The sequence below is a fragment of the Leifsonia sp. 466MF genome, assembly GCF_900100265.1.
GTDB lineage: Bacteria > Actinomycetota > Actinomycetes > Actinomycetales > Microbacteriaceae > Leifsonia.
In genome coordinates this window covers 3,930,024-3,945,008 of sequence record NZ_LT629696.1, presented here as the reverse complement: position 1 = coordinate 3,945,008, position 14,985 = coordinate 3,930,024, and the positions used below count along the sequence as shown (strand labels likewise).

At 71.4% G+C, this 14,985-nt stretch carries 20 protein-coding genes; 7 read left to right on the top strand and 13 right to left on the bottom strand.

Annotated elements, in window-relative coordinates:
* The first annotated feature begins 42 nt into the window (after window positions 1–42).
* Window positions 43–1,731, top strand: a complete 1,689-nt coding sequence (locus tag BLR91_RS18940; protein ID WP_089879023.1) for a phospholipase C — start codon at window positions 43–45, stop codon at window positions 1,729–1,731.
* A gap of 60 nt (window positions 1,732–1,791) precedes the next feature.
* On the opposite strand, the gene BLR91_RS18935 is transcribed toward BLR91_RS18940, so the two are convergent.
* From BLR91_RS18935 to BLR91_RS18915, 5 genes are all read right to left on the bottom strand, one after another.
* A complete protein-coding gene (locus tag BLR91_RS18935) occupies window positions 1,792–2,064 on the bottom strand; it encodes a DUF4190 domain-containing protein (RefSeq protein WP_018192683.1) in 273 nt (90 codons plus the stop codon).
* 79 nt (window positions 2,065–2,143) lie between these two features.
* Complete coding sequence (locus BLR91_RS18930) at window positions 2,144–2,998, bottom strand: SDR family oxidoreductase (protein WP_089879025.1); 855 nt, start codon at window positions 2,996–2,998, stop codon at window positions 2,144–2,146.
* A gap of 1 nt (window position 2,999) precedes the next feature.
* Complete coding sequence (locus BLR91_RS18925; RefSeq protein ID WP_018192685.1) at window positions 3,000–3,365, bottom strand: VOC family protein; 366 nt, start codon at window positions 3,363–3,365, stop codon at window positions 3,000–3,002.
* Between the two features lie 53 nt (window positions 3,366–3,418).
* Window positions 3,419–4,633 carry an alpha/beta hydrolase family protein gene (locus tag BLR91_RS18920; protein ID WP_089879028.1) on the bottom strand — a complete coding sequence of 405 codons (1,215 nt, stop codon included), beginning with the start codon at window positions 4,631–4,633 and terminating at the stop codon, window positions 3,419–3,421.
* 73 nt (window positions 4,634–4,706) lie between these two features.
* Window positions 4,707–5,111: an NUDIX domain-containing protein gene (locus BLR91_RS18915; RefSeq protein ID WP_089879031.1), complete on the bottom strand. Its 405-nt coding sequence runs from the start codon at window positions 5,109–5,111 to the stop codon at window positions 4,707–4,709.
* A 46-nt stretch (window positions 5,112–5,157) separates the two neighbouring features.
* Between BLR91_RS18915 and BLR91_RS18910 the strand changes: the two genes are divergently transcribed.
* Window positions 5,158–5,517, top strand: coding sequence for a nuclear transport factor 2 family protein (locus BLR91_RS18910; protein WP_089879034.1), 360 nt, complete (start codon window positions 5,158–5,160; stop codon window positions 5,515–5,517).
* Here the strand turns inward: BLR91_RS18910 and BLR91_RS18905 are convergent.
* Entirely contained in the window at window positions 5,514–5,963 is a 450-nt protein-coding gene (locus BLR91_RS18905) for an SRPBCC family protein (protein WP_089879037.1), read from the bottom strand. The two genes, BLR91_RS18910 and BLR91_RS18905, sit on opposite strands and share 4 nt — an antisense overlap.
* 89 nt (window positions 5,964–6,052) lie before the next feature.
* Here BLR91_RS18905 and BLR91_RS18900 point away from each other — a divergent pair, with 89 nt between their 5' ends.
* Window positions 6,053–6,961, top strand: coding sequence for a 5'-3' exonuclease (locus BLR91_RS18900; RefSeq protein WP_089879041.1), 909 nt, complete (start codon window positions 6,053–6,055; stop codon window positions 6,959–6,961).
* Window positions 6,962–6,970: 9 nt separating this feature from the next.
* Here the strand turns inward: BLR91_RS18900 and BLR91_RS18895 are convergent, their stop codons facing one another.
* Window positions 6,971–8,179 carry a GDSL-type esterase/lipase family protein gene (locus BLR91_RS18895; protein WP_089879044.1) on the bottom strand — a complete coding sequence of 403 codons (1,209 nt, stop codon included), beginning with the start codon at window positions 8,177–8,179 and terminating at the stop codon, window positions 6,971–6,973.
* Between the two features lie 174 nt (window positions 8,180–8,353).
* Window positions 8,354–9,283: an aldo/keto reductase gene (locus BLR91_RS18890; protein WP_089879047.1), complete on the bottom strand. Its 930-nt coding sequence runs from the start codon at window positions 9,281–9,283 to the stop codon at window positions 8,354–8,356.
* A gap of 85 nt (window positions 9,284–9,368) precedes the next feature.
* Here BLR91_RS18890 and BLR91_RS18885 point away from each other — a divergent pair, with 85 nt between their 5' ends.
* Together BLR91_RS18885 and BLR91_RS18880 are read left to right on the top strand one after the other, a co-directional pair.
* Window positions 9,369–9,638 (top strand): hypothetical protein, encoded by a 270-nt coding sequence (locus tag BLR91_RS18885; RefSeq protein ID WP_018192693.1) that lies wholly within the window; start codon window positions 9,369–9,371, stop codon window positions 9,636–9,638.
* A 35-nt stretch (window positions 9,639–9,673) separates the two neighbouring features.
* Window positions 9,674–10,219: a hypothetical protein gene (locus tag BLR91_RS18880; RefSeq protein ID WP_089879050.1), complete on the top strand. Its 546-nt coding sequence runs from the start codon at window positions 9,674–9,676 to the stop codon at window positions 10,217–10,219.
* A gap of 1 nt (window position 10,220) precedes the next feature.
* On the opposite strand, the gene BLR91_RS18875 is transcribed toward BLR91_RS18880, so the two are convergent.
* On the bottom strand, window positions 10,221–10,511 hold the full coding sequence (locus BLR91_RS18875; RefSeq protein WP_018192695.1) for a hypothetical protein: 291 nt from the start codon (window positions 10,509–10,511) through the stop codon (window positions 10,221–10,223).
* Window positions 10,512–10,576: 65 nt separating this feature from the next.
* Here BLR91_RS18875 and BLR91_RS18870 point away from each other — a divergent pair, with 65 nt between their 5' ends.
* Window positions 10,577–11,110: a TOPRIM nucleotidyl transferase/hydrolase domain-containing protein gene (locus tag BLR91_RS18870; protein ID WP_231371183.1), complete on the top strand. Its 534-nt coding sequence runs from the start codon at window positions 10,577–10,579 to the stop codon at window positions 11,108–11,110.
* Between the two features lie 9 nt (window positions 11,111–11,119).
* A complete protein-coding gene (locus BLR91_RS18865; protein ID WP_089879054.1) occupies window positions 11,120–11,635 on the top strand; it encodes a tetratricopeptide repeat protein in 516 nt (171 codons plus the stop codon).
* A gap of 33 nt (window positions 11,636–11,668) precedes the next feature.
* Here BLR91_RS18865 and BLR91_RS18860 read toward each other — a convergent pair whose 3' ends face one another.
* The 4 genes from BLR91_RS18860 to BLR91_RS18845 form a co-directional block, all read right to left on the bottom strand.
* Window positions 11,669–12,592, bottom strand: coding sequence for an AEC family transporter (locus BLR91_RS18860; RefSeq protein ID WP_089879058.1), 924 nt, complete (start codon window positions 12,590–12,592; stop codon window positions 11,669–11,671).
* 90 nt (window positions 12,593–12,682) lie between these two features.
* The gene (locus tag BLR91_RS18855; protein WP_018192699.1) at window positions 12,683–13,498 is read right to left on the bottom strand and encodes a tryptophan-rich sensory protein; all 816 of its coding nucleotides are present in this window, start codon (window positions 13,496–13,498) and stop codon (window positions 12,683–12,685) included.
* A 54-nt stretch (window positions 13,499–13,552) separates the two neighbouring features.
* On the bottom strand, window positions 13,553–14,344 hold the full coding sequence (locus BLR91_RS18850) for a putative protein N(5)-glutamine methyltransferase (RefSeq protein ID WP_089879062.1): 792 nt from the start codon (window positions 14,342–14,344) through the stop codon (window positions 13,553–13,555).
* A 22-nt stretch (window positions 14,345–14,366) separates the two neighbouring features.
* Window positions 14,367–14,978 (bottom strand): flavodoxin family protein, encoded by a 612-nt coding sequence (locus BLR91_RS18845; protein ID WP_089879065.1) that lies wholly within the window; start codon window positions 14,976–14,978, stop codon window positions 14,367–14,369.
* Window positions 14,979–14,985 lie beyond the last annotated feature (7 nt).

The following is a 14,985-nucleotide window of genomic DNA, read 5'->3' as shown; positions in this document are numbered from 1 at the left end:
TCACGACCGTGCCGGGATCAGTGAAACAAGGAAGAAGGAATCGTGTTCAGACCCTCCCGTCTGCGCCGCTCCCCGGTCGCCCTCGCGGGTGTCGCGCTCGCCGGCGCGGCCGCCCTCGCCGGCGCCGGAATCCTCGCGGGTGCGCCCGCGGTCGCCACGGCCGGCGGCTCGCACGCCGACCACTCCGCCCAGACCCTCACCCCGATCAAGCACCTCGTCGTGATCTTCGACGAGAACGTCTCGTTCGACCACTACTTCGGGACCTACCCGAACGCCGCGAACACCGACGGGACGCCGTTCCAGGCGTCGCCGCGCACCCCGCGCACCGACACCCTCACGTCCTCCGGCACGCTGACGAACAACCCCAACCTGTACGCGCCGAAGCGGCTCACGCCCGCGCAGGCGGTCACGTGCGACCAGAACCACAGCTACGCCGCCGAGCAGGCCGCCGTCGACGGCGGGAAGATGGACATGTTCGTCCAGAAGACCGAGACCGACACCTGCACCGGCGCGTACGGCGCACCGGGGCTGGTCATGGACTACTACGACGGGAACACCGTCACGGGCCTGTGGAACTACGCCCAGAACTACGCCATGAGCGACAACAGCTGGGACACCACGTTCGGCCCGTCCACGCCGGGCGCGCTCAACCTCATCTCCGGTCAGACGCACGGCGGCACCGCGTACGACCCCAAGACCGGAGCCGTCCTCACCGCATCCACGGCCGTCCAGTCGCCCGACGCCAAGGGTGTCGGAACCGTGATCGGCGACCCCGACCCCGCCTACGACGACTGCTCGGACAACGACCACACGTCGTCCTCCGCCGTGGTCGGCATGTCCGGCCGCAACGTCGGCGACCTGCTCAACGCGCGCGGTGTCAGCTGGGGCTGGTTCCAGGGCGGATTCACGCCGACCACGGCCTGGAACGGCCAGGCCGGTTCCTATGCCAAGTGCGACGCGGTGACGGCCAACATCGCCGGCGCGACGCCGAAGGACTACTCGCCGCACCACTCCCCGTTCCAGTACTACAAGTCCACCTCGAACCCGCACCACCTGCCGCCGACCTCGGTGAAGGCGATCGGGCACACCGACCAGGCGAACCACCAGTACGACCTGACGTCGTTCGACGCGGCCCTGAAGGCGGACAACCTGCCGGCCGTGTCCTTCCTGAAGGCCCCGGAGGCGCAGGACGGCCACGCGGGATACTCCGACCCGCTGGACGAGCAGAAGTTCCTGGTGAACGAGATCAACGCCCTCCAGAAGTCGGACAGCTGGTCGAGCACCGCCGTGGTCGTCGCCTACGACGACTCCGACGGCTGGTACGACCACGTCGCCCCGAAGGTCGCGAACGGGTCCGCCGACCCGGCCGTCGACTCGACGGTGTGCACGAGCGTCAAGCGCACGCAGGGCGGCTACGCCGACCGCTGCGGGCCGAGCCAGCGCCTCCCCATGCTGGTCATCTCGCCCTGGGCCGCCCAGAACCGCGTCGACCACACGCCGGTCGAGCAGGCCAGCGTGCTGCGCTTCATCGAGAACAACTGGCTGACCGGACGCATCGGCGACGCCTCGTTCGACACGCGCGCCGGATCGCTCGGCGGGATGTTCGACTGGTTCCACCCGCAGCAGCGGGAGGTGCTCCTCGACCCGGCGACGGGTGCGGTCAGCTCGATCGTCCCCACCCGCCCGCACTGGCCGACGCCTCCGCGCGGCGGCTGGTCGGCGCAGCCGTAACACACCCTCGGAGGGCGGTCCGCAGCGTGCGGGCCGCCCTTCGTCGTGTTCGGGCTGCGGTCAGCGGACGTGCGACATGGCGTTGAGGAAAAGGCTCAGCCACACGATGAAGAACCCGACCTGCAGGAGGGTGAACACGGAACCGAGGATCACCGCGGCACGCGCCAACCCACGGCCGCCCTCGCCGGTCACCCGCGTCTGATTGAGGCCGATCACGCCGAGGACGATGCCGACGACGGGGATGACGAAGGCGCCGATGAACCCGATCAGGGCCATCGTGTTGATCTTCTGCGCCTGCGGAATCTGGGGCTGCGGAGGCTGGGCGGCGGTCACCGGTCCTGTTTACCGGATGCGGCGCCCGCGCGCGCATCCCCCGTCCGGTTGACACGCCGAGCGGCTCCCCGCGGTGCCGTCAGGCGATGGCGCCGCGCAACAGCTCGTCGAGCGACAGCGGGCGTCGGCCGGTCACGCGCTCCACATCGTCGGTGACGCCCGCGAGCTCGCCCGCCGCGATCGCCGTGTACGTCGAGACCCAGGCGTCGACCTGCCAGTCGGGGGCGTTCCACTTCGCACGCGAGGCGTACGCCTCCGGGATGGTCTCGTCATGGAACGAGACCGCCCGACCCGAGTGGGCGCTGAGCTTCTCGGCGACCTCCGCCAACGTGAGCTCCTCCGGACCGGTGAGGTCGTAGGTGACGTCGGCGTGCGCCGCCGGGTCCTGCAGAGCGACGGCCGCCACCCGGGCGACGTCGGCACGGGCGACCATGGCCGCTCGACCGTCGCCGGCGGGACCGCGGATCACGCCGTCGTCGCCGACGAGGAACTCGGCGAAGTCGAGGTACAGGTTGTCGCGCAGGAAGGTGTGGCGCATCGCCGACGAACGGATGCGCTGCTCGGTCGCGTAGTGGTCGCGGGCGAGCGTGAAGGTCGCGTCCGGCGCGGCCCCGAAGAACGACGTGTAGACGATGTGGCGGACGCCCGACTCCTCGGCCGCATCCACGAACGCCAGGTGCTCGCCCAGCCGTTCGGCGTTCTCGGCCGCGGACACCATGAGCAGGGTCTCCACGCCGTCGAGTGCGGAGAGCACCGCGTCACGGTCGCTGTACGTCGCCGCGGCCACGGTGGTCCCCGGGTAGCGGGGCGCACGCTCGGGGGACCGCGCCAGCATCCGGAACGGCACACCGGCGTCGGAGAGGAGGTCGGCCGTCATCCGACCGATCGCCCCGGTGACGCCGGTGACGGCGAGCGCGGGAAGGTCGCCGCTCATCTCAACCCCAGCACAGGCAGAACGGGTGACCGGACGGATCCTCGTACACCTGGAACCCGCCCTCCGCGTCGAGGTCGTCCGCCTGCCTCAGCAGCGTCGCGCCCACGGCGAGCGCGTGCTCGTGCGCCTCGCGGATGTCGTCGACGTAGAGGTCGAGGTGGAGCTGCTGCTGCGCGCCGTTCGGCCAGTCGGGCCGCTCGTGGTTGGGGGCGAGCTGAAACCCGAGGCGCGGCTCGCCGTTCACGTAGACCGAGCGCCAGTCGTCCTCGTCGCCGCGCACCTCCCCGCCCATCAGGTCGGCCCAGAAGGCCGACTCGCGATCGATGTCGGGGGTGTCGAACACCACGATCTGGCGGCTGATCTGCATGACAGCATCCAACTCCACGCCACCGACACGGGCAAGAGCCGCCCGCGCGCCGGTCAGCGGCCCAGCCTGTCGTCCAGCCAGTCGAACATCCGCTGCTCGGTGAGCGCGCGGGCGAGCGGCTGGACGTGGAAGTCCGCGCCCTCCGCCTCGGTGAACTTCACGAGGGTCGAGACGCCCGGCGTCAGCGATGCGAGCTGCTCCGACTGGCCCGGCCAGAACTGCTCGTGCTCCGGGTCGGTGATGAGCAGCGGAGTGGTGATTCGAGCGGCGACCTCCGTGACGTTGTACTGGAGCACGGCGCGCATCGTCTCGGCGTAGCCCGTGGTGCCGTACGGACGGGCGCGGAACTTCCAGGTGTACGCGAGCTCGTGCGAGAACTTCATTCCCATCTGCATGTCGCGGTCGAACTTCTCGTCCTGCCCCTCGTCGAGCAGTTTGCGCATGTTCGCGGGCAGGTGCTCGGTCCAGGAGGTCGAGACGTCCACCACTCCCGGGTCGGCGATCGCGGCCGCGAACCGGTGCTCGAAGGCGAGCGCCCGCGGGACCCAGTACCCGGCCTGGCTGATGCCGTAGAGGGCGATGCGGTCGGCGTCGACGCCGTCCTGGGCGCGTACGAAGTCGAGGACGGGGGTGAGCACGGCCTCCCAGTCCGGCCGGAACGGTACGTTCCGCTCGAACAGCATCGACTGCTGCCCCGGCCCGTCGAAGACGAGGGCGTGATAGCCGCGCGCGAGCGCCCCCGACACCGCCGACGACCACAGGCTGGTGAGCGCCCCGTCGCTGCCGTTGGCGACGACCAGCAGCGGGCGGTCGTCGCCGGCCGCACCGGGCGCGCGGAACCGGTAACCGGGCATCGTAGTGTCTTCGTAGGGGATCTCGACCCGAGCGATATCCCGGTCGACGAGGTCCACCCAGCGATCCCACGCGGCCCGGTGTTTGCGGAACGTCGGCAGCAGCTCCTCCTCCGTCGGCAACGAGGCCACCGCGTTCAGGGCCGTCGCGTAGTACGAGGCCGCCCGCAGGTACGCACTCGCGGCACTGACCGCGTGTCCCGCCGTAGCGGACGCATCCGCCTGGGCGGCGATCCGGTCGCCGAGGCCGAGCCAGGCGCGGAACCAGCCATCGTGGTCCTTCTCGCCGACCCCCTCGACCGCAGCGAGCACCTCGCCGATGTCGGCAGCGCCGCTGAAGGCCTGACCGATCGTGGTGCGGATCTCGAAGTCGAAGTCGGCATTGCCGGAGAACCGGAACTCGTGCGTTCGCGCCATGGCACCAGCCTGGCCGCAGGTCGCCGCGGTCGCCAGCCCTCGCGTGGGGCACATCCGCCCGGTGGATGCTGCGTCAGTCGATGAGGTCGAGCTCGACCAGTCGCCGCAGCACCTCTCTTCCGGCGGGCGGGCAGCGGTCCGCGTCGGCGCTGGTGGTCCAGTGGATGGCGTCGACCTCCGCCGACGGAGCCGGCTCCTCCTCAGTCACCGCGCGGAACACGCGCATGTGCACCTGACGTCCGTCCGGCTCGCCGTGCGCCTGCGTCCGCACCTCGAAGAGCTCCTCCAGGTCGTCGGGCGCCAGACGGAGCGCCACCTCCTCGAACGCCTCCCTGGCCGCCGCCTCCGCCGCGGTCTCGCCCGCATCCACTTTGCCGCCCGGCATGTAGTAGACATCGCGCCGACGGGCGGTCACCATGAGCACGGCTCGGTCGCGCACCACCGCGACGGCGGACACGATGAGTGGAGCGGAGGTCACCTCTCCACGCTAGCGAAGGCGGGGGGAGCGCGTGTCACGATGGACCATGCTCACGGACGACTTTGCCGACACCTTCGTCGCAGGCTGGCTGCGCGACTGGAATGCCCACGACCTCGAAGCCCTGCTGTCCCACTACACGGACGACGTGACCTTCAGCTCGCCGCTGGCCGTGCGGCTGCTGCCCGGCAGTGACGGAGTCGCCCGGGGGAAGGACGCGCTCCGCGCCTACTGGACGGCCGGTCTGGCGGCGCTCCCGGACCTCCGCTTCGAGGTGCTCGACCACTTCGTGGGCGTTGAGACCCTCGTCATCCGTTACCGCAACCAGAACGGCGGAGTGGTCTGCGAGGTGCTCGAGTTCCGCGACGGGCTGGTCGCGCGCGGCCACGGAACCTACCAGCGCCCTTAGCCGGCCTCGGCCACCTGCTTCAGGTTGCGGAGGCCCTTCTCGAAGTCGCCGCCGACCAGCTTGTCGAGGTTGACGAAGCGTGTGTAGAGCTTCTGCGGCGTCTCCATCCGCCAGGTCACCCGCGTGGCGTCGCCCTCCGGCTCCAACACGAATCGCAGCTCGTTCGAGGAGCGGAAGGGCCGTGTGAAGTCGAGGTGGATGCCGACACCCGCGTCGTCCACGGCGGTCACCCTCATGGCTCCGGCGCCCGCCTTGCGGTTGCCCGACCAGGTGTACGTCGAGCCGATCGCGCCCGGCTCGCCCGAGTACTCGCGCTTCAGCTCCGGGTCCATGTCCTCCCAGGGCGACCACTGCGTCCACTCGGGCAGCCGGGAGATCAGCGGCAGCAGTCGCTCCCTGCCCGCCTGGATGCGTTCGGTGCGCTCGACGACGACGGTTCCGGCCATGCGCTGACCATAGCGCTCGGGTGCCCGCCGGAGGAAGCGTTCCGGCGAACGGCCGGACGTGCCAGGATCGGGGCGTGACCGGCCGAACAATGCTGCTCGACAGCGCTTCCCTCTACTTCCGTGCGTTCTACGGCGTGCCCGACACCGTGAAGGCACCCGACGGGACGCCGGTGAACGCGGTGCGCGGGTTCCTCGACATCATCGCGAAGCTGGTGACCGACTACCAGCCGGATGCGCTCATCGCCTGCTGGGACGACGACTGGCGGCCGCGCTGGCGTGTCGACCTCATCCCCAGTTACAAGGGGCACCGGGTCGCGCAGCTCGTCCCGGGGGGCGTCGACGTCGAGGAGACGCCGGAGGCCCTCGTGACGCAGGTGCCGGTCATCCGCGAGGTGCTGGACGCCGTCGGCATCCCGATCGTCGGTGCGGCGGAGCACGAGGCCGACGACGTCATCGGCACCCTCGCGACGACGACCACGGGCCCAGTGGATGTGGTGACCGGCGACCGCGACCTGTTCCAGCTCGTCGACGACGAGCGGGAGGTCCGCGTGATCTATACCGCTCGCGGCATGAGCAACCTCGAGCTCGTCACGGGCGACGTCGTGCAGAGCAAATACGGCGTGCGCGCCGATCAGTACGCCGACTTCGCGGCGATGCGCGGCGACACCTCGGACGGCCTCCCCGGCGTCGCGGGCATCGGCGAGAAGACGGCCGCCGCGCTCTTGGCGGACTACGGCGACCTCGCCGGGATCATCGCGGCGGCGAAGGATTCCTCCAGCGGCATGAAGCCGGCGGCCCGAGCGCGCTTCGCCGCGGCAGTCGACTACCTGGCGGTCGCGCCGCGGGTGGTCGAGGTCGTCCGCGACCTGCCGCTGCCCGAGGTGGATGCGCGACTCACGGCGCCGAGCGTCCACCAGCGCGAGGCACTCAGCGGCCTCTCCGAGCGGTGGGGACTGGGCGGTTCGCTCGACCGGCTGCTCACAGCGCTGGAGCGCTGACCCCGCGGCTCACCCCTCCGAGGTCGGCTCCCAGCGCCACAACTCCCGCTGGGCGAGCAGCGCCAGCTCGCGCAGCACGTCGAGGTCGGCCTCGCCGTCGGCCTGCTCCCGTGGCGCGCGACCGAAAACGCAGAGCGCTCCGATGCGGGTGCCGTCGGGCGCCTCGACCGGGTAGCCGGCGTAGTACCGCAGACCCGCCGGCCCGGTGACGAGGGCGTTGCCCGCGAACCGCTCGTCCTCGACGGCGTTCGGCACGATCATCCCGTCGGGCGTCTGGATGGTGTGGATGCACGCCGACTGCTCGATCGGGATCGCGTCGAGCACGGACCCGGTCGACGCCAGCGGCCACTCGCGCGCGTCGTCGAGCACGGTGAACATGGCGATCTCCGTGCCCAGGGTGCGCTTGGCCGTGCCGACGATGCCCTCGAGGCGGGCGTCGCCGCCCCGACGGCTCAGCTTGAGGCGTTCGATCGCCTCGACGCGGTCCGCACCCTCCGTGGTCGGGGCCGTCCGCTGCGAAGCGCACTCCTGCAGGGAGGGGGCCAGCGCATCCACGATCTGCCGGGCCCAGAACAGGTAGTCCCCGGGAGTGCGGTGGCGACGGCCGCCGACGCGCGGGGGTGCCGACAGGGCGACGAACAGGCTGCCTGTGTCGTGGCAGGCCTCGCGGGCGATGGCGTTCAGGCGCTCCGCGTGCGCGTCGGCCAGGAGGCCGGACGGGGTGTCGTACGGGCGGATCGAGCGGATGGGCTGGGCCCCCAGCCACAGCACGGAGCGGGGGCCGCGCTGGTGCACGTCGGTGAGCAGCCGCCGCAGGCGCGCGCCCCAGCGGCGCGGCTCGGCGAACCGGAGCGCGTCGGCGACGGCGGCGCTCAGCACGACGGCGTCGTAGCGGTCGACGCCCGCCGCATCCACCATCCGCTTCAACCTGCGGACCCCCGCCGACGGGTGCGGCACCACATCCACGACCGCACCGCGGTCGGTCGCCGCAGCGAGCGACCGGGCCACCGCCCCGGGAAGCGCGAGGTCGTGGCTGCCGACGCCCCAGCCCACGACCGGGCCGGAGCCGATCAGCAGGACGCGCAGCGGGCGACGCCCGGCCACGGATCCCTGCCGCCCGTCGAGCGGGCGCACCAGGCGAGCACGGACGGCGGCGACGCGCGCAAGGTGCGCACGCCTCGCGAGCCGGCGCGGCAGAGACACCCGTTCGTCGTCCACCTCTCGACCGTATCCCGCGCGCCACCGGTGACCGCAATCGGATCGGCGCGTCCTGTTCGCTGCGCGACGCGGGCGGGCGGGAAGGGAGGAGTTACGAAGACGACACACCGGCGGCGACCGGAAAAGGAGGAGGATGCGCGGACCGCGCCGCGCATCCTCCTCCTGTTGAGCCCGCTACGGCAGGACGTGGCCTGCCGACGTGAAGAGCCGGTACCACTCCTCGCGGGTCAGCGGGATCTCGGAGCCGGCCGCCGAGTCGCGCACCCGCTGGTCGTTGGTCGTGCCGAGGACGACCTGCATTCCCGCCGGGTGGCGCGTGATCCACGCCACCGCGATCGCGGTCGGGGTCACGTCGTACTTCTGCGCCAGCTCGTCGATCACGTCGTTCAGCTCGGCGTAGTTCTCGCGGTCGCCGAGGAAGACGCCGTCGAAGAAGCCCTTCTGGAACGGCGACCACGCCTGCAGCACGATGTCGTGAAGGCGGGCGTAGTCGAGGATGCCGTTGTCGCGCGAGATCGACTGGTCGAGACCCGCCATGTTGGCGGCGACGCCCTGCGCGATCAGCGGGGCGTGGGTGATGCTGAGCTGCACCTGGTTGGCGACGAGCGGCTGCGAGAGCGACCGCTGCAGCAGCTCGATCTGACCCGGCGTCTGGTTCGAGACGCCGAAAGCGCGCACCTTGCCCGCGCTCTGGAGCTCGTCGAAGGCGAGCGCGACCTCGTCCGGCTCCACCAGGGTGTCCGGGCGGTGCAGCAGCAAGATGTCGAGGTAATCCGTCTTCAGCGCCTCCAGCGACTCGTCCACCGAGCGCAGGATGTGCTCGCGGGAGAAGTCGAAGAAGCCCTCGCGGATGCCGACCTTCGACTGGATGACGACCTGGTCGCGCTCGGAGGCCGGGATGGCGCCCGCGTCGCCGAAGCGGCGCTCGCAGCCGTGACGCTCGGTGCCGTAGATGTCGGCGTGGTCGAACATGGTGATGCCCTCGTCGCGGGCGGTGCGGACCAGGGTGCGGATCTGCTCGTCGTCGAGGGACGAGATGCGCATCAGGCCGAGGATGATGTTGGAGGCGGTGATGTCGGTTCGGGGGAAGGTGAACATCTTCATGCCTTCCATCTAACTCCGCGTCAAGCCCCTGTCTGCAACGGTTTTCCGCGACTACCGTCGGCGAGGCCAGAGAAGGAGCCCCCCGATGACCATGACGCCCGAATTCCATGTCGCCGTCGACGACTTCGCGCAGGAGACGGCGCTGGGCCGCCGTCCCACCACGCGGTCGCGGTACATCGTCCACGCTCTGGGCCGCGACTTCCGGGTCACCGACGAGATGGCCCGCATCTTCCTGAACCAGGTCGAGCGGGTGGCGGCGACCGACGCGTCCGCTCTGGTGGTGCTTCGGCACGAAGCCGGGGTCGAGCTCCTGCTCGTCACCGACGACAACTCGTTCTCCATCCGGACGGTGTAGCCGGGCGTCGACGGTGCGCCCGTAGGCTTCTCGGCGTGGGCTCGGAGACGGACGACGGTACGGACGGGGAGGCGCTCGAGCGCGTCCGTGCGGCCATCGCCTCCGCGGTCGCGACGCTCGCCGAGGCCGGTGCGCGTCAGGAGGCGCTGGCGGAGTACGTTCCCGCCCGCCGTCAGTTCCTGATCCAGCGCGAGCCCGTGCTGCGCGGAATCGGAAGCGTGTGGCGTCTCGGCGTCTTCCTGCTGGATGCGGAGGGCGTTCTGCGCGCCACCGGGACGCTGGTCCGGGCGACGCCTCCTGGGCGGCCGCAGTACCAATCCCGGTCGGCGGAGGAGCGCAGGGCCTTGCGGGCTGCCGCGGCTCGCGGACGCTTCCGGGACGGCGAGACGGTGAACTTCGACGCGCCGGTCATCCCGCTCGACGCATCCATCCTCCGCGCCTCGACGGGCCCACTGTTCGTGCGGGATGCTCAGCCGCTGGTGCGCTGGAGCCCGGCGGCGGGGGACGCGGGCGCGCGCGACTTCGGCGCGTACCTGAGCGAGCGGGTGGACCTGCTGGCCCACCCGCCCGAGGGAGCCTGACTCAGACGGCCGGCGAGGTGGAGCTGGAGCCGTTCCCGCTCTTGCCCGTGACCTCGTCGATCTTGGAGGTCGCCTTCTCGGTGACCTTGCTGACGGTCTCGCTGACCTTGTCGCCGACGTCGGAGGCGGCACGTCCGGCGAAGTCCTTGACGTCGCCCTTCACGTGCTGCACGGTGTCCGATTCGGCGAACCCGCGCCACTTGCGGCGCATGTCCTCGTATGCACCGCGCCCGGCGCGCGACCCGATGATGAAACCGACGGCGACTCCTGCGGCAAAGGTGATGATCTTCATGGCTCGCACCGTACGCGCGGCTTCGCGAGCGCGACAGGGGTCGACGGCGAGTGCACAATGTGACCGTGACCGGACAGTGGGTGGATGCCAGCACGGCGATCCTGGTCGAGGGCGCCAGCGACCGGGCGGCCGTGCTCGCCGCCGCCCGCATCCTCGGCGTCGACCTGGCGGCCGACGGGGTCGCGGTCGTGCCCATGGGCGGCGCGATGAGCGTCCGCCGGTTCGCCGCTGAGCTCGGAGGGGACGCCGGACTCCGGCTGCGCGGACTCTGCGATGCCGCCGAACTGCGCTTCTTCCAGCGCGCCGGCCTCGACGAGGAGGCCGTGTTCGTGTGCCGTCCGGACCTCGAGGCCGAGCTCGTGCGTGCGCTGGGGCATCGACGGACGGAGGACGTGCTCGAGCGGGAGGGCGACCTCCGGCTGTTCCGGATGTTCCAGCAGCAGCCCGCCCAGCGGGTGCGTTCGCTCGACCAGCAGCTGCACCGGTTCTTCGGCACCACCTCGGGCCGGAAGGAGCATTACGGCGCCGTTCTGACCTCCGCCCTCGCCGCGCACGAACTGCCCGCGCCGCTCCGGGGCGTGATCGGGGCCGGCCAGTAGGGTGGGCGGATGCCCGAGACGACCGACCCCGCCCTGCTGCAGCGGCTGAGGGAACTGTTCGACGCCAGGGACCGCGACGACATGGCGCCGACGATCGCCGCGCTGCGCGCCGTGCTGGCCGAGCATCCCACCGATCCGCACGTGCTCTACGAGGTCGGAGGCGCCTACGACACCGCGGGCGAGGAAGAGACGGCGGCGGGATACTACGAGCGCGCCCTCGACGCCGGGCTCGCCGGCGACACCCTGCGGCGGTGCCTCCTGCAGTACGGCAGCACGCTGCGGAACCTCGGCCGGTTCGACGAGTCGCTCGCGGTGCTCGACCGGGCGCGGGAGCTCTTTCCCGATTCGGAGTCGGTGCTCGTCTGGCATGCGCTGTCGCTGCACGCGGCGGGCCGCAGCGACGGCGCGATCGCCGAGCTCATGGAACTGGCCGCCGACCGCATCCGCACGCCGGACCTGCTGCGTTACGAGGCGGCCATCCGCGGCAACGCCGAGTACCTGCGGTCGCTCGACGGCGAGCGCTGAACCGGTCGCGTCGGGGCCGTGCTCGGGGCCGTGTCAGGGCGCGAGCAGCGCCGCGATGACCAGCAGGGAGGGCACGGCGAAGATGGTCGTGAACAGCACGATGTCGCGCGCGACGGGCATCCCGCGTTCGTAACGCGCCGCGAAGTTGTAGACGTTCTGCGCGGTCGGCAGCGCGGCGAGCGCGACCGCCGCGAACAGTGGCTGTCCCTCCAGCCCGAAGACGAACCGGGCGACCAGGAACGCGAGCAGCGGCATCACCGCCGACTTGAGCGCGACGGCCACGACGATCGGTGTGCGGCCCGTCCCCGCCTGCAGCGGCTTCGAGCCGACCAGCGACATCCCGAACGCCATCAGCACCAGCGGCACCGCGGCACCGCCGAGCAGCTCGAACGGCTGGTACACGGCATCCGGCAGCTGGATCCCGCTCACGTCGACGAGGATGCCGAGCACCGACGCGATGATCATCGGGTTGCGGATGGGCTGGGTCAGGATGCAACGCACCGACATCGTCCCGCGGCTGGTGGTGTCGAGGATCGTGAGGGCGATCGGCGCGAAGACGATGAGCTGGAGCAGCAGCACGGGCGCGACATAGGACGCGCTGCCGAGCACGTACACGGCGACCGGGATGCCGATGTTGTTGGCGTTCACGTATCCCGCGCCCAGCGCTCCGATCGTGGTCTCGGGGGCGGGCGACCGGAAGAACGCGCGGGACAGCGCGACGAACACGGCGGCCGAGGCGACGGCGGCGATCGCGGCGACGAGCAGCTGGGTCGAGAACACCACCCGGAGGTCCGCGTGGGCGAGGGTGACGAACAGCAGAGCAGGATTCGTCACGAAGAACGCGATCCGGTTCAGCACGTACGGGGCGGTCGGACCGCCGATCCGCAGCCGCCCGGCGACGTAGCCGACGAGGATCACGAAGGCGATGATCCCGAACCCGGTCAGTACGCCGCCCACCGGTCCAGCGTACGGGAGGGATCAGCACCGATCGGGTTGACGCGACGCGCCGTCGCTGACTGCCGCGCGACGGCGAGTCGCGTCAACCCGTCAGCCGCGGGCCCGGCGCGACGGCCGCGCCACCCGCACGGCCAGGGCGACCAGGAGCAGAAGCAGCGCCGCCGCGAAGGCCGTGATCGCGACCGGCGCCGAGACGAGCGAGCCGGTCAGACGCGAGACGCCGATCCAGGCGAGGCCCCACGCCGACGCGACAGCCGGGGCGAAGCGGCCGCCGTCCCAGACCGCGAGGGCGCAGCCGATGACCGCGAAGACCGCGAGCAGGGCCATCGCCCAAGCATGCGGACTGCCGCCGAAGCCGTCGAACCCGGCCACCTGCAGCAGCGAGGTGATGTTCGCGACGGTCGCCACCATGACCCACCCCAGGTACAGGCCCATCACGCCGTCGAGGAGCACGGCGTCGGCGGTGGAGTCGCCGGGGTGGCGGCGGAGCACGACGAACGCGGCGATGAGGACGACGAGCAGCGCCACGATCGCGACCACCGAGAGCGCCAGCTGGCCGGCTTGAACGGAGAGGATCCACGCGGCGTTCAGGAGCAGGGAGGCCAGCACCCAGAATCCGGCACGGCGCTGGCGGTCGCGCGCGGCCTGCGACGGCAGCGCCTGCCAGATGGCGTAGGCGACCAGCCCGCCATAGATCACCGACCAGATCGCGAACGCGGGTCCGGCGGGGGCCAGCAGGGTCGCGTCCGCGCTCAGGGCGCCGCCCGCGACTTCGGGGATGGGCGTTCCCCCGGCGAAACCGGAGCCGACCACCGCACCGATCAGCGCCACGACCGTGCCGGCGATGACGAGGGATTGGCGGACGCGGTCGGCCGGCATGGGCCGCGCGGCGGCGAGCGTGCTCATGCCACGCACGGTAGTCCTGTCGCCCGCGGCGGTGAAGGGATGCGCCCGCCGGCGCTACGCGGACGGCGCGGACGCGACGACCACCGTCGCGCCCAGGTCGTCGTCCGACTCGATGCGCGACGTGAGCCCGGCAGCTGCGAAGAGGGCGGACGAGACGGCTGCCTGCTCCTCGCCGGCCTCGATCAGCAGCGTTCCGCCCGGTGCGAGCCAGCCCGGGGCCTCCGTAGCGATGCGGCGGTGGATGTCGAGGCCGTCCGCGCCGCCGTCGAGCGCCATCCCCGGCTCGTGGTCGCGCGCCTCCGGCGGCATGAGGGCGATCGCTTCGGTCGGGACGTAGGGCGCGTTGACGGCCAGCACATCGACGCGGCCGCGCAGCTCGGAAGGGAGCGCCGCGAACAGGTCGCCCTCGAAGACACGGTCGGGAGCGACGTTGCGCCGCGCGCATGCGACGGCGACCGGATCCAGATCGGCGGCATACACCTCGGCGGCGGGCACGCGGTCGGCGACGACCGCGCCGATCGCACCGACACCGCAGCACAGGTCGACCACGACGGCGGCGCCGGACACGGCGACCGTGGCCGCGGCGAGATCGGCCGCGCGCCCGGCGAGCAGTTCGGTGCGCCGCCGCGGCACGAAGGCCCCCGGGGCGACGTGGAGGCGGAGCCCACCGAACTCGACCCAGCCGAGCAGCGGCTCGAGCGGCTCTCCGGCGACACGACGCGACACCAGGGCGTCGAGTTCGGCGGGCGAACCGGCCGCCTCGATCAGCAGGCGCGCCTCGTCTTCGGCGAAGACGCATCCCGCAGCCCGCAGGCGCGCGACGATCCGGGGGTCGGGTTCGGTCACGCGGCCATGCTAACTGCGCCCGTCAGTACGGGCGCTCGGAGAGCAGCCGCGCCAGGTGGGCGGCGTTCTTCGCCACGACGGCGTTCGCGCTCGCCACGGCCTCCGGGGTCTCGTCGAGGTCCTTGTAATCGACGGTCTGCATCGCCTCGCCGTTCCAGTACGTCGCGCCCTGCGACGGGATGCTGAAGCCGACGTCGTTGAGCCCCTGGAAGAGGTCGGCGATGATTCCGTGCGCGCCGTCCTCGTTGCCCACGACGCCGACGATGCCCACCTTGCCCTCGATGAGCGGTCGGCCGGCGTCGTCCGTCTCCGACAGCTCGGCGTCGAGACGCTCCAGCGCGCGCTGCGCCACCGACGAGAGGTGTCCCATCCACGTGGGCGTGACGATGAGCAGGATGTCGGACGCTATGATCTGCTCGCGGATGTGCGGCCACTGGTCGCCATCGCCCTCGTCGAGCTCGACGCCGGGCTTGATGTCGTAGTCGACGAGGCGCACCGCGGTGCCGGTCACATCGTGGGTCGCCAGCTCGTCGAGGAGCTGGCGCGCGAGCAGCTGACTGCTCGACTCGCCGGGCGACGGCTTGAGCGTGCAGACGAGGGCGAGCGCGGTCAAGGGTCTGGTCTGATCGGTCATTCCGCGA

What these genes read in the sequence shown, in the direction of transcription:
- BLR91_RS18910 (WP_089879034.1), top strand. Translation starts at nt 5,158, where the DNA reads ATGCTCACGGACGACTTTGCCGACACCTTCGTCGCAGGCTGGCTGCGC.
- BLR91_RS18920 (WP_089879028.1), bottom strand. Translation starts at nt 4,633, where the DNA reads ATGGCGCGAACGCACGAGTTCCGGTTCTCCGGCAATGCCGACTTCGAC.
- BLR91_RS18925 (WP_018192685.1), bottom strand. Translation starts at nt 3,365, where the DNA reads ATGCAGATCAGCCGCCAGATCGTGGTGTTCGACACCCCCGACATCGAT.
- BLR91_RS18855 (WP_018192699.1), bottom strand. Translation starts at nt 13,498, where the DNA reads ATGAGCACGCTCGCCGCCGCGCGGCCCATGCCGGCCGACCGCGTCCGC.
- BLR91_RS18890 (WP_089879047.1), bottom strand. Translation starts at nt 9,283, where the DNA reads ATGAAGATGTTCACCTTCCCCCGAACCGACATCACCGCCTCCAACATC.
- BLR91_RS18905 (WP_089879037.1), bottom strand. Translation starts at nt 5,963, where the DNA reads ATGGCCGGAACCGTCGTCGTCGAGCGCACCGAACGCATCCAGGCGGGC.
- BLR91_RS18865 (WP_089879054.1), top strand. Translation starts at nt 11,120, where the DNA reads ATGCCCGAGACGACCGACCCCGCCCTGCTGCAGCGGCTGAGGGAACTG.
- BLR91_RS18885 (WP_018192693.1), top strand. Translation starts at nt 9,369, where the DNA reads ATGACCATGACGCCCGAATTCCATGTCGCCGTCGACGACTTCGCGCAG.
- BLR91_RS18845 (WP_089879065.1), bottom strand. Translation starts at nt 14,978, where the DNA reads ATGACCGATCAGACCAGACCCTTGACCGCGCTCGCCCTCGTCTGCACG.
- BLR91_RS18900 (WP_089879041.1), top strand. Translation starts at nt 6,053, where the DNA reads ATGCTGCTCGACAGCGCTTCCCTCTACTTCCGTGCGTTCTACGGCGTG.
- BLR91_RS18875 (WP_018192695.1), bottom strand. Translation starts at nt 10,511, where the DNA reads ATGAAGATCATCACCTTTGCCGCAGGAGTCGCCGTCGGTTTCATCATC.
- BLR91_RS18930 (WP_089879025.1), bottom strand. Translation starts at nt 2,998, where the DNA reads ATGAGCGGCGACCTTCCCGCGCTCGCCGTCACCGGCGTCACCGGGGCG.